Source organism: Streptomyces sp. NPDC004542 (assembly GCF_040610035.1).
GTDB lineage: Bacteria > Actinomycetota > Actinomycetes > Streptomycetales > Streptomycetaceae > Streptomyces.
Genome location: NZ_JBEXLP010000009.1, coordinates 19,505 through 32,654, shown reverse-complemented (window position 1 = coordinate 32,654; position 13,150 = coordinate 19,505). Strand labels below are relative to the sequence as shown.

At 73.7% G+C, this 13,150-nt stretch carries 9 protein-coding genes; 1 reads left to right on the top strand and 8 read right to left on the bottom strand.

Annotated features, from left to right (window positions below; genetic code table 11):
* Positions 1–260 precede the first annotated feature (260 nt).
* Positions 261–1,946: a ribonuclease J gene (locus tag ABZX30_RS08000; RefSeq protein WP_355930252.1), complete on the top strand. Its 1,686-nt coding sequence runs from the start codon at positions 261–263 to the stop codon at positions 1,944–1,946.
* A 386-nt stretch (positions 1,947–2,332) separates the two neighbouring features.
* On the opposite strand, the gene ABZX30_RS07995 is transcribed toward ABZX30_RS08000, so the two are convergent.
* The 8 genes from ABZX30_RS07995 to ABZX30_RS07960 all read right to left on the bottom strand — a co-directional run bounded on the left by ABZX30_RS07995 (position 2,333) and on the right by ABZX30_RS07960 (position 13,085).
* Positions 2,333–3,826 (bottom strand): DEAD/DEAH box helicase, encoded by a 1,494-nt coding sequence (locus ABZX30_RS07995; protein WP_355930249.1) that lies wholly within the window; start codon positions 3,824–3,826, stop codon positions 2,333–2,335.
* Between the two features lie 217 nt (positions 3,827–4,043).
* Positions 4,044–4,247, bottom strand: coding sequence for a cold-shock protein (locus ABZX30_RS07990; RefSeq protein ID WP_030404051.1), 204 nt, complete (start codon positions 4,245–4,247; stop codon positions 4,044–4,046).
* 247 nt (positions 4,248–4,494) lie between these two features.
* The gene (locus ABZX30_RS07985; protein WP_355930247.1) at positions 4,495–4,998 is read right to left on the bottom strand and encodes a GNAT family N-acetyltransferase; all 504 of its coding nucleotides are present in this window, start codon (positions 4,996–4,998) and stop codon (positions 4,495–4,497) included.
* 105 nt (positions 4,999–5,103) lie between these two features.
* A complete protein-coding gene (locus ABZX30_RS07980; RefSeq protein ID WP_355930245.1) occupies positions 5,104–7,374 on the bottom strand; it encodes an SWIM zinc finger family protein in 2,271 nt (756 codons plus the stop codon).
* Entirely contained in the window at positions 7,371–10,241 is a 2,871-nt protein-coding gene (locus ABZX30_RS07975; RefSeq protein WP_355930242.1) for a DEAD/DEAH box helicase, read from the bottom strand. The genes ABZX30_RS07980 and ABZX30_RS07975 overlap by 4 nt, the downstream gene beginning before the upstream one ends.
* Before the next feature lie 115 nt (positions 10,242–10,356).
* Positions 10,357–10,938: a sugar kinase gene (locus ABZX30_RS07970; protein WP_355930240.1), complete on the bottom strand. Its 582-nt coding sequence runs from the start codon at positions 10,936–10,938 to the stop codon at positions 10,357–10,359.
* Positions 10,935–12,080 (bottom strand): ROK family glucokinase, encoded by a 1,146-nt coding sequence (locus tag ABZX30_RS07965; protein WP_355930237.1) that lies wholly within the window; start codon positions 12,078–12,080, stop codon positions 10,935–10,937. Before ABZX30_RS07965 ends, ABZX30_RS07970 begins: the two co-directional genes overlap by 4 nt.
* A gap of 267 nt (positions 12,081–12,347) precedes the next feature.
* Positions 12,348–13,085, bottom strand: a complete 738-nt coding sequence (locus tag ABZX30_RS07960; RefSeq protein ID WP_355930494.1) for a GntR family transcriptional regulator — start codon at positions 13,083–13,085, stop codon at positions 12,348–12,350.
* Between the last annotated feature and the right edge of the window lie 65 nt (positions 13,086–13,150).

Genomic DNA, 13,150 nt, shown 5'->3' with positions numbered 1-13,150 from the left:
CGACGGAGGGGGTGAGAATGTGGGCCGGATCAGGTGAACGACCTCTCGGGCGGCACGGTGTCCGAGGCATCGGACGACTTCGTGTCGGGTCCTGCCCTCCTTGCCGCGGCGTTCGCAGTGGTTCTCGGTACGCGGGCCGAGGCGCGGGCGGGTCCGCCGGCGGGGGTGACCCCGCACGACGCGGCGAAGGACGCCCACTGCCCGGAAGAGATCACACAGCCAATGGATCACCTGTGCCGCTCTCCGGGTACCGTCAGGGTATGAGTCATCCGCACCCCGAACTGAAAGCCGCCCCTCCTCTGCCTGAAGGAGGCCTGCGAGTCATCGCCCTGGGCGGCCTGGGTGAGATCGGCCGCAACATGACCGTCTTCGAGCACGCCGGCAAACTGCTCATCGTCGACTGCGGCGTGCTCTTCCCCGAGGAGACCCAGCCCGGCGTGGACGTGATCCTGCCGGACTTCACCTCGATCCGGGACCGGCTGGACGACATCGTGGCCGTGGTGCTCACCCACGGCCACGAGGACCACATCGGCGGCGTGCCGTACCTGCTGCGCGAGCGGTCCGACATTCCCGTCGTGGGCTCCAAGCTGACGCTGGCGTTCCTGGAGGCCAAACTCAAGGAACACGGCATCCGGCCCCGCACGGTACGGGTGCGGGAGGGCGACCGGCGTGGCTTCGGACCCTTCGACTGCGAGTTCGTGGCGGTCAACCACTCCATCCCCGACAGCCTCGCGGTCGCGATCCGCACCCGGGCCGGGATGGTGCTGCACACCGGCGACTTCAAGATGGACCAGTTCCCCCTCGACGACCGCATCACCGATCTGCGCGCCTTCGCCCGCCTCGGCGAGGAGGGCGTGGACCTGTTCCTCACCGACTCCACCAACGCCGAAGTACCCGGCTTCACCACCTCCGAGCGTGAGCTGAACCCGGCGATCGAACAGGTGATGCGCACCGCGCCGCGCCGGGTCATCGTCTCCAGCTTCGCCAGCCATGTGCACCGCATCCAGCAGATCCTGGACGCCGCCCACCAGCACGGCCGCAAGGTCGCCTTCGTCGGCCGGTCGATGGTCCGCAACATGGGCATCGCCCGTGACCTGGGCTATCTGAAGGTCCCCTCCGGTCTGGTGGTGAGCACGAAGGAGCTGGAGAAGCTCCCGGACCACAAGGTCACCCTGGTGTGCACCGGCTCCCAGGGCGAACCGATGGCCGCGCTGTCACGGATGGCCAACCGCGACCACGTGATCCGCATCGGCAAGGGCGACACCGTCCTGCTCGCCAGCTCCCTCATCCCCGGCAACGAGAACGCCATCTACCGGGTGATCAACGGACTCACCCGGTGGGGCGCCCACGTCGTCCACAAGGGCAACGCCAAGGTGCACGTCTCCGGGCACGCCAGCGCCGGCGAACTCGTCTACTGCTACAACATCGTCAAGCCCCGCAACGTCATGCCCGTGCACGGCGAATGGCGCCACCTGCGGGCCAACGGCGACCTCGCCATCCGTACCGGTGTCGACCCCGAGCGGGTCGTCATCGCCGAGGACGGCGTCGTGGTCGACCTGGTCGACGGACGCGCGTCCATCACCGGCAAGGTCCCCGCCGGCAACGTCTACGTGGACGGCATGGAAGTCGGCGGCGCCACCGAAGCGTCCCTCAAGGACCGCCTCACCCTCGCCGCCGAAGGCGTGGTCACGGTGGTGGCGATCGTCGACGCCGACACCGGCGCCCTCGCCGAGGCCCCCGACTTCCTGGCCCGGGGCTTCGTCCACGACGACACCACCTTCGAGCCGGTCGTCCCCGTCATCGAGAAGACCCTGGCCACCGCGGCCGAGGAAGGCGTCGGGGACGCCCGCCAACTCGAACAGCTCCTCGCCCGCGCCGTGGCGAACTGGGCGTTCCGCACCCACCGCCGCAAGCCCCTCATCATCCCCGTCATCATCGACGCCTGAGCCGCGGCCCCGGTCGGACCGTCACGGGGCCGCCGGGCATCGCCAAGGCGTGCGGCGGCGAGCCGGGAGTGCCCACAGACGCGGCCTCGGGACGATCCGTGGTCGCCGGGGAAGTCGCGCGGGCGGACGCGGTCCGTGCGAGCGTCGCTGTCGCGGACGGCGGTGAGGTCGGTCCGGGTCACCGGGCCGATGCGCTGGTCGGCCCGGCCGGGGACGGCCGGTCGGCCGGTCGGCCCGTGCGTGCGGCGGCCGTGACGGTCGGCGCCACCTCGACGCTCATGTCGTCGCGGACCCGCGGTCCGGCCGCGTCCGTGCGGGGCCGCGTCCGGACCGGCGTCACACGGTGCCCCCCGCGGAGATGGCGCGACTTCCTGATCGCGAAGGTTCTAGGCCACCGTGTCGAGGACGGGCTTGCGTACGGAGGCACGCCGGGTCCCCGGGGAAGGGCGGCGGCGGCCTCGGGAGGAGGCGCTGCGCCGGGGGCGTTCGGCCACCGGCGCGGTGATGACGACCGGGATGCCGGACGGGGCCTGGGCGCCGGTGATCCGGCTCAGGGCCTCGTCTCCCGAGCGGATCTGGGTGGTCTGCGGCCGGATTCCGGCGTCGGACATGAGGCGGACCATGCCGCGGCGCTGGTTCGGTGTGACCAGCGTGACGACGCTGCCGGACTCGCCGGCGCGGGCGGTACGGCCGCCGCGGTGGAGGTAATCCTTGTGGTCGGTCGGCGGATCCACGTTGACGACCAGGTCGAGGTTGTCGACGTGGATGCCGCGCGCCGCGACATTGGTCGCCACCAGCACGGTGACGTGCCCCGTCCTGAACTGCGCCAGCGTGCGGGTGCGCTGCGGCTGCGACTTGCCGCCGTGCAGCGCAGCGGCGCGCACCCCGCTGTTGAGCAGGTCCTGGGTCAGCCGGTCGACGGCGTGCTTGGTGTCCAGGAACATGATGACGCGGCCGTCGCGGGCGGCGATCTCGGTCGTGGCGGCGTGCTTGTCGGCGCCGTGGACGTGCAGGACGTGGTGCTCCATCGTCGTGACCGCACCGGCCGACGGGTCGACCGAATGCACGACGGGGTCGGTCAGATAGCGGCGCACCAGCAGGTCGACGTTGCGGTCCAGGGTGGCGGAGAACAGCATCCGCTGCCCTTCCGGACGCACCTGGTCGAGCAACGCGGTGACCTGCGGCATGAAACCCATGTCGGCCATCTGGTCAGCCTCGTCGAGCACCGTGACGCCCACCTGGTCCAGCCGACAGTCGCCACGGTCGATGAGGTCCTTGAGCCGACCCGGCGTCGCGACGACGACCTCGGCCCCGCCGCGCAGCGCCCCGGCCTGCCGGCCGATCGACATCCCGCCGACCACCGTGGCCAGCCGCAGCCGGACGGAGCGGGCGTACGGGGTGAGCGCGTCGGTCACCTGCTGCGCCAGCTCACGCGTCGGTACGAGGATCAGCCCCAGCGGCCGGCGGGGTTCAGCCCGCTGTCCAGCGGTACGGGCGAGCAGAGCGAGGCCGAAGGCGAGGGTCTTGCCGGAACCGGTGCGCCCGCGGCCCAGAACATCACGGCCCGCCAGGGAGTTGGGCAGCGTCGCACCCTGGATCGGGAACGGTGCGGTCACCCCCTGCTTGCCGAGTTCGGCCAGCAGCGGCTCGGGCATCTCGAGATCGGCGAACGCCTGGGCGGCGGGCAACGCGGGGGTGATCGTCCTGGGCAGTGCGAACTCACCCCGCGCCGCGGCGGTCCGGCGGCCGTGACCACCGGACCGGGCGGGCCCGCCCGAACGGGGCTGTGCCTGCGAGCCGAAGCGGCTGCCGCCCTTTCCTGCGTCGGCACCGCCCTTACGGGCGCGGGCGGAGCGATCGTTCGTACGTGTGCGGTTCATGCGGAACCTTCCTCGATGTGGCACATATCAAGGAATTCCCGCAGCGATGAGCGGCATGGAGAATTACAGGTATGGACCGGTGGTGAAAAAACAGCTTCGGGCCGGCGGAAACATCCGGGGGCACCGGTGCTGAAATGGGTGACGCCGCGGGAGATGCGTGCAGCTGGGGCCCGCACCCCGAAGGATGCGGGCCCCAGCTGCGGTCGGTGCGTGAGCGTCAGGCCGGAACGATGTTCTCGGCCGTCGGGCCCTTCTGGCCCTGCGCGATGTCGAAGGTCACCTTCTGGCCTTCGAGCAGCTCACGGAAGCCCTGGGTGGCAATGTTCGAGTAGTGGGCGAACACGTCAGCGCCGCCACCGTCCTGCTCGATGAAACCGAAGCCTTTTTCCGCGTTGAACCACTTCACGGTACCAGCAGCCATGTCATATCTCCTTAGGGGCAATACATCGGAATCCGCACCGTGCGGACGCCGAGTCGCCGCGATGATTACCCCGTCCGGAAATGACTTCGGGAACCACAACTGCAACTGGGATCGAAGGTAGCACACCGGAACGGCCCGTGCACATTACGCAATTTCACTCTGCCTCGTGCGGCAAGAACCCTCGCTACGCGGTCCGTCAAATCCTCGCTTCGCGAGTACAGATATTGATCCGCTCGAGTGCCACGTTTCAGGAAGAGCGGTCTCGCTCCGAAGGAATGCGAAACTCGAATTCGGAACGGTCCCACGGCACGGCGGGCGGGTTCGCGAGCACGGTCCCGGTCCGCACCGCACCGACGCGGCGGTAGAAGTCATCGGCGGGACGATGCGACACGACCTTGACACGGTCGAGCCCGGCGGCACGGGCCTCGGACCGCATGTGCGCCACGAGCAGTCGTCCGATACCTCTTCCTTGCGCTTCGTCGGCGACGAACAGCAGGTCGAGCTCCGGTGGCGCGAGGACGAGCGAGTAGAACCCGACGACCCGGCCGCCCTGCTGGTCGGCGCCGACGGCCACGAAGGCGCGGTGGGCCTCGATGTAATCAGGACCGACCCGGTAGCCCGCGACCGCGGTCGCGTACTTGCCCTCGTAGGCGCCCGAGCCACGCACGAGCCGCGTGAGCCGTTTGGCATCCCCTGCGACGGCCCTCCGTATCGTGACCGGCTGACTGGTCGGGGACGTGCGTGAACTCATCGGGAGAGTATTTCGCACCCGGGGGCGCCTCCGTGCCGCGGGTCGGCCGCCCGGGCAGGCGTTACCGCACCGTCGGCGGGTGGTGCGGGGGCCCGCTGAGCCGTCTCACGCTCCACCGGAGGTGCCCTGGCCCGTCAGCGCGCCGACCGGGTCCGGGTCGGGCGTGCCGCGCGGCCACCAGTCGTCGTGGTCCGGTTCCGACTCGTACGCGTACCACGAGCCGTCGCGGCCGAGCCGGAGCTGGACATGTCCCCGGGGGTGGGTGAGGCGGTTGCGCCACGGCCGGAAGGCCGGAAGGCCGGCGGCGAGCAGGAGCGGGCGGGCCCGGTCGAAGCGTCCCGCCGGCGGATCCCAGGGCTCTTCGAGGACGGTGAGTCCTTCGGGTCCGCCCTGCCGCCAGGCGGCGACCGCGCGCGCCAGCTCGGCCGGGGTGCGGCCCGCGGCGGCGGCCAGTGCGGAGTAGAGCGCGCGGGTGCTCGCGGTCAGCCCGGTACCGGGGCGGGCCGCGGCCTGGCGTACGGCGTCCTGCCAGAGGGTGAGGTCGCCGACCGGGTCACGGCCGGTGGTGAGCAGGGTGTGGGCGCGGGCGGCGGCGTCGGTCGCCAGCTGGTCCAGCGCGAAGGGGTCGGGGCCGCCCGGCGCCGCCGGGTACACCGGGGGCTGCTGGGGGTGCGGGGGTGCGGGCAGCGGCGGGGGCAGCGGCGGAAGGCCGCGTGGAGCGAGGGCGTCGGTGGCGCGGACGCCGGGCAGGGACGCCGGCTGCCGTTCCCCGTCGGCGCGGGCCGCGCGGGCGGCGCTGCGGCGGGACAGCGCGTCCAGCAGGTCGCGCTCGCCGCGGCCGCGCAGCAGGAGCAGGACGAAGGGGTCGGCGTCGAGCAGACGGGCCGTCTGGTAGCACAGCGCCGCCGCGTGCTTGCAGGGGTGGCCGGAGTCGGGGCAACTGCACCGGGGTGCCAGGTCGCCGGGGCCGGGCAGGAGGGGGACGCCGCAGTCGGCGAGGGAGTGGGGCAGCTCCTTGTCGAGCAGGGCGGCGATGTGTCCCGGCCGGTCGGCGGCCGCGTCCAGGAACCGCTCCCAGTCGGCCTCCTCCAGCGTGCGCAGCCGCACCTGGACGCGGTACGGCCGCGGGCGGCTGCCGCGCACGTAGGCCAGCACGAGCCCCGGTGTCACGGTGATCGCGTCCACGTGGCCCTGCTCGGCGTACCCCCGCCCGCGCGCCAGCCGCCGCACGTCCAGTGCGCCCTGCTCCAGCGCGTCGACCCAGGCGTTGCCCCACCACGTCCCGGCGAACCGGGCCCCTTGCGACGGTCGGGCCGGGAGGGCGGGGAAGGTGCGGCGCAGTTCGTGGTCGCGGTGGGGGGTGGCCATGGTGTGGGGGACGGGCGGGAGGGGCGGTGCCTCCTGCGCGGGGGGCGCGGCCGCCGGTGCCGGGGTGGCCGGGGACGTGGCCGCGGTGGGTGAAGGGGCCGGCGGGCCGGGTACGGTCGCCCGCGCCGGCGGGTCCTCGGGGTGGGACGGCTCGTCCGGCTCGTGCGGCTCGTCCGGCTCGTATGGCTTGTGCGGTTCGTGCGGCTCGTGGGGTTCGTATGGCTTGTGCGGTTCGTGCGGCTCGTCAGGCTCGTCGGACATCGAGGGCATGCGGAAGGCGGTGGCGAGGAACTCCCGCATCTCCCGGGCCGCCCTGCGCCGCTCGACGCGCCGCGGGTCGTCACCGCCGGCCGGTGCCGGCCGGTCCGCGGGCCCGGTGCCGTCCACGGGCCCGGTGCCGTCCGCGGGATCCGCCTCCCGGGTTGCGCGGCGAGCGGCACGCAGCGCCTCCCGGGCGATGTCTCCCGGGCGTCCGCCCGGCCCGGCCGGGCCACGGCTCTCCGGTACCGCCTCCGGGGCCGGGCGGCGGTGCCCGGCGTCCGGGGCGGGCTCCTGCGGGGGCCGCGCCGCCGCGACACGGGCGGCCGGTCCGGGGCCGTGCTCGGCGGCCGCGCCCACGTCCCGCCGGGCGGCGACGGCCGTCCGGAGCGCCGCGCGCGCGGCGTCGCCGGGCCTCGGCGCGTCCCGCCCGGGAACCGCCGGACGCGGACGCGGCGACGGCTCCTCGCCCCGGGCGGTCCCGTCCCGGGCCTTCTCGTCCCGGGCGGTCCCGTTCCAGGCGCCCTCGTCCCCGGCGCCGGGTCCGGGTGTCCGCTCGTCGCGGGCCCCGTCCCCGGCCGGCCCGGGGACGGTCCCGGGCCCCGCCCCGGGTGCCGGCCCGGTCCCGCCCTCGGCCGCCACGGCCTCGTGCTCGCTCCACGGCGGGCCGCTCCCCCGCTCCCGGGCGTCCAGCGCCTCCCGCAGGGCCCGCCGCGCCACGTCACCCGGGCGCCTCTCCCCGCCCGTCACGACGGCCTCCTCAGCGACACCAGGTCGGACAGTTCACGGTCGGTCAGTTCGGTCAGGGCCGCCTCGCCGGAGCCGAGGATCGCGTCGGCCAGGGCGCGCTTGGCGGTGAGCATCTCCGCGATGCGGTCCTCGACCGTGCCCTCGGTGACCAGGCGGTGGACCTGGACGGGCTGGGTCTGGCCGATGCGGTAGGCGCGGTCGGTGGCCTGCTCCTCGACGGCCGGGTTCCACCAGCGGTCGAAGTGGATGACATGGCCCGCGCGGGTGAGGTTCAGACCGGTCCCGGCGGCCTTGAGGGAGAGGACGAGGACCGGTGTCCCACCGCTCTGGAAGCGGTCCACCATGCGCTCGCGCTCGGGGACGGGCGTGCCGCCGTGCAGCAGGTCGACCGGGACCGCGCGGGCGGCGAGGTGGGCGGTGATGAGGCGGGCCATGCCGACGTACTGCGTGAAGACCAGCGCCGAGCCGTCCTCGGCGAGCAGGGTGTCCAACAGCTCGTCGAGCAGGGCGAGTTTGCCCGAGCGGGCGGCCTGGGGGAGGCCGTCGCGTGCCTCCTCTTTCAGGTACAGCGCGGGGTGGTCGCAGATCTGCTTGAGGGCGCCCAGCAGCTTCAGCACCAGGCCCCGGCGCGCGATGCCCTCCGCGGTCTCGATCGCCAGCATCGACTCGCGCACCACCGCCTCGTACAGCGCGGCCTGTTCGCGGGTGAGCGGGACGGGGTGGTCCGTCTCGGTCTTGGGCGGCAGTTCGGGCACGATACCGGGATCGGACTTCTTGCGGCGCAGCAGGAAGGGGCGGACCAGGCGGGCGAGGCGGGCCACCGCCTCCTCGTCCTCGCCGTTCTCCACCGCGCGGGCGTGCCGGGCGCGGAAGGCCTTCAGGGGGCCGAGGAGTCCGGGGGTGGTCCAGTCGAGGAGGGCCCACAGTTCGGAGAGATTGTTCTCCACCGGGGTACCGGTCAGTGCCACGCGCGCGGGGGACGGGATCGTACGCAGCGCCTTCGCGGTCGCCGAGTACGGGTTCTTGACGTGCTGGGCCTCGTCCGCGACGACCATGCCCCAGGGCTGGCCGGCCAGGCGGGACGCCGTCGAGCGCATGGTCCCGTACGTGGTGAGGACGAAGCCCGGGCCGAGGCCGTCCAGGGTGCGGCCCTGGCCGTGGAAGCGGCGGACGGGGACGCCGGGCGCGAACCGGGCGATCTCGCGCTGCCAGTTGCCCAGCAGGGACGCGGGGCAGACGACGAGGGTCGGTTCGGGGCGGGCCCGCTTCAGGTGGAGGGCGATCACCGTGATGGTCTTGCCCAGGCCCATGTCGTCGGCGAGGCAGCCGCCGAGGCCGAGGGAGGTCATCAGGTCGAGCCAGGCCAGGCCGCGCAGCTGGTAGTCGCGGAGGGTGGCGTGCAGGCCCGCGGGCGGCTCGGCGGGCCGGATCCCGGCCGTGAGGCGGTCGCGCAGGGCGGCCAGCGCGCCGACGGGTACCGCCTGCACGGTCTCGCCGTCGACCTCGGCGGTGCCGGTGAGCGCGACGGACAGGGCGTCGACGGGGTCGAGCAGGCCCAGTTCTCGCTTGCGGGCCTTGCGGACGAGGGCCGGGTCGACGAGCACCCAGCGGTCGCGCAGCCGGACGACCGGGCGGTGGGCCTCCGCGAGGGCGTCCATCTCGGCCTCGCTGAGCGGGTCGCCGCCGAGCGCCAGCTGCCAGCGGAACTGCAGCAGTTCCTCGCTCTCGAAGAAGCCCGTGCCGTCGGTCGCCGAGCCCGGCGCGGGCCGGACCACGGCGGCGGCACTCAGGTCCTGCGCCAGGTCCCGGGGCCAGTGCACGGCGACCCCGGCCGCGGCGAGCCGGGTCGCCGCCACGCCGAGCAGCTCGCCGACCTCGTCCTCGGACAGGGCCAGCACGTCGGGCACCTCCTGTTCGGCGAGCCGGTCCAGCGGCGGCCACACCCGGGCGGCGCGGCGCACCGCGAGAGCCGCGTCGACGCGCGCGCGGGGCCCGAACGCGGCGTCGGCCTCCCCCGCCCACAGGGCCGCCGCGTCGGCCATCAGGGTGGGGTCGGCGAGACTGTGCACCTGGACGATCGCCGCGCCCGCGCCGCGCGCCCGCGTGCTGTCCGCGTCCCCGTCGAAGAGGTCGTACGCCGACAGGTCCAGGCGCAGCGAGATCCGCACACCCGCGTCCATGCCGGCGGCGACCTCGGCGGCCCAGTCGTGGGCCTCGGGCAGCGACTGGGGTTCGCGGGCGGCGAAGGGCCTGCCGGAGACGTGGGGCGCGGCCGGGGTGCGGGGCAGGGTGTCCGCGACGGCGTCCAGGAAGGAGCGGACCAGCGCCTCCGGCTCGGGCAGCCGCAGCGGGCCCGGTCCGGGCAGCGGCACGGCATGGCCCTCGGCGGGCAGGGCCGCGGCCACCGCGCGCAGGTGGGCGATGTCGTCGGCGTCGAGGGGCCCGGCACGCCACGCGTCGTGCCCGGCGGGGGTGAGCCCGGGCAGCAGGCGGCCGCGGGCGGCGAGCCGGAGCGCGTGCAGGGCGGCCGCGCCCCAGCAGGCCGTGGCCGGGTGGGCGGCCGGGTCCCGGCGGGCCCGCACCAGCAGCGGGAGGGCCTGCTCGAGCGGCAGGGACAGGGCGGGCACCTGCCTGCGGCGCACACCCGGGCCGTGCCGGCGTACGACCGTCAGCTCGTCCCGGCGTGCGCCCGGCGGTTCCTCGGCGGCTTCGGGCGGGGCCGGTCCGTCGTCGGGGTCCCAGAAGGCGATCCGGCCCTCGCGCGGCAGGGGCGCGGGCAGGTAGACGGCCGCGAACCGCAGCGGGACGGCCTCCCCGTCCCCGGGGGTTCCTCCGGCGCTTCCGGCCACCGCAGCCGTGCCGCTCATACGCTCTGCCACCTCCCGCCCGTGCGTCGGATCAGACGTCTTCGACTGTACGGGCGGGGTCTGACATCGATGCCGGTACTCGGGTTCCGGCGGCCGTGGCTCGGGGCCCGCCCGGTCAGGGCACGGTGCGGGAGACGACGTACACCATCGGGAAGTTCGGGTCGGCCAGGTTCACGACCACGTCCTGGGTGGGCGCCGGGTTCTTCTGCTTGTGGGTGAGGCCCCACCAGGGTCCGGGGCCGGTGAAGGTCCAACCGGTGATCTTCTGGTCGCGGGCGCTGATGCTGATGTCGCCCTTCCGCAGGTCGTCCCGGCTGACCTCCATGCTCTCCAGGAAGCTGTCCAGACCGGCGCTGTTGGTCCGGAACTGGGTGTAGAGACGGCTGGTCTTCCAGTTGTTCGTCTCGTAGTAGGCGATCCGGTCGGCCGGGTGCGGGACGGGCACCTGGTAGAGGCGGCGCTGCACCTTCGACGGCCAGCCCGCGGTGAGGCCGGTGGCCGAGTACTTCTGCTCCTTGTCCTTGCCGCTGTCGCGGCTCTGGTTGGCGGAGATCACCAGGTAGCCGGCCGGGATGCCGATGAGCAGCACGATGATCAGCAGGGTGAGCGCCCTGCGTTCGGCCTTGTGGCGGGGGTTCTCGGCCGGGCGGTGCGGCTCGTCCGGGGGTGCGGCCTGGCGGGGCAGCGAGGCGGTCATGCCGGGTCCTGCGCGCGGCGCGCCTCGGCGTACCGCTCGTAGCGCTCGTAGCGCTCCACCCGGCGCCGCTTGGCGCGCCGGAAGCGGCGGGCGACCAGGCGGGCCAGGTCGGCGGCGCCGACCATGCCGGCCTCCGGGCCGAGCTGGGCGCGGGTGATGCGGGCCTCGGGGCGGTAGCCGCGGCCGGTGAGATGGCGTTTGAAGGCGTCGCGGGCCGGGCCGATCAGCAGGTCGTCGGCGGCGCTGACGCCGCCGCCGATGACGAAGCAGGACGGGTCCAGGGCGGCGGCCAGGTTGGCGATGCCCACGCCGAGCCACTGGCCGATGTCCTGGAGCAGTTCGACGCACATCGCGTCGCCCTCGCGGGCCAGCTCGGTGATCATCGGACCGGTGATGTCGGCGATGTTGCCCTTGACGTGCTCGATGATCCCGTACGCGACCGGCGAGTCGGCGGCGGCCAGTTCGCGTGCCTCCCGGACCAGCGCGTTGCCGGAGCTGTACTGCTCCCAGCAGCCGCGGTTGCCGCAGGGGCAGCGGTGGCCGCCGGGCACGACCTGCATGTGCCCGAACTCACCGGCGACGCCATACTTGCCGCGCTTGACCTGGCCGTCCTCCAGGATCGCGCCGCCGATGCCGGTACCCAGCGTGATCATGACGAGGTGGTCCTCGCCGCGGCCGGCACCGAAGCGCCACTCGGCCCAGGCGGCGGTGTTCGCGTCGTTGTCCACGAGGACCGGGACGGACAGCCGTCCCGACAGGCGGTCGCGCAGGGGCTCGTTCCGCCAGGACAGGTGGGGGGCGAACAGGACACGGTTGCGGTCGGCGTCGACCCAGCCCGCGGCGCCGATGCCGACCGCGTGCACGTCGTGCCGGTCGGACAGGTCCAGGACGAGTTCCACGATGGTGTCCTCGACGACCTTCGGGCTCTTGGACTTGTCCGGGGTCTCCGTGCGGACCTTCTCCAGGATGTTGCCGTCGGCGTCCACGACGCCCGCCATCACCTTGGTGCCGCCGATGTCGATCCCGACCGTGGGCACGCGGGGCGCGGTCAGGAGTGACCGGCGCTCTCGTGTGCCCACCGTACGCAGCACGGTGGCCCGGCGGGAGCCGATGGGGGCGGTGAGGTCGCGGTAGGTGCTCATCGGCCTCGATTCTGCCTCACCCCGCGGAACGGTGCTGTTCGGGGGAGACAAGGAGTGCGAAGGAGCGGAGAGTTCGGGAGGAGATGCGCAGAGGTGCGCGGCCGTCGCCGGGTGCGGAGCGCCGCTCCCCTCGGGCCCGCCGCGGTCCGTGGCCCGGCGCCGCCGCGGGCGCGCACCGCGCACCGCGCACCGGGGAACGAGGAACGAGGAACGAGGAGACTTTCGGTCACATTGTCCGGACATGTGGACGATGCGACCGCCACCGCGTCAAGGCCGCACGAGCAGCTGGAACTCGAAGGAGTAGCGCGTGGGCCGGTAGGTGTGGTCACCGAACTCGACCGCGCGACCGGTGTCGTCGAAGGTGGTGCGCTGCATCGTGAGCAGCGGCGCGCCCTCCTTCTCCGCCAGCCGCCCGGCCTCGGCGGCCGTGGCGCCCCGGGCGCCGATGGACTGCCGTGCGCTGTGCAGGGTGATCCCGGCGGAGCGCATCAGACGGTACAGGCCGGTCGCCTCCAGCTGGGCGGTGTCCAGGTCGAGCAGACCGGGCGGCAGGTAGTTGATCAGGTACGCCATCGGCTCCCCGTGCGCCAGCCGCAGCCGCTCGATGCGGTGCACGTCGCTCTCCTCGGCGACGCCGAGCGCCGCCGCGACCTCGGCGGACGCCGGGACGACGGTATTGACCAGCACCTTCGTCGCGGGGCGCTGCCCGGCCGCCTCCAGGTCGTCGTAGAGGCTGCTGAGCTCCAGCGGGCGCTTGACCTGGCTGTGCACGACCTGCGTTCCGACGCCGCGGCGGCGGACGAGGAGGCCCTTGTCCACGAGGGACTGGATGGCCTGGCGGACCGTGGGCCGGGACAGGCCGAGGCGTGCGGCGAGCTCGATCTCGTTGCCCAGCAGGCTGCCCGGGGTGAGCGCGCCGTGCTCGATCGCGGCCTCCAGCTGCTGGGCGAGCTGGAAGTACAACGGCACCGGTGAGCTCCGGTCCACGCTCAGGTGGAGCGGCACTGTGGGGTCCACATCTGGTTTCGGCACGGGCCGAGCGTAGCTCCGTGGCCGGTTGACGGGAAGTC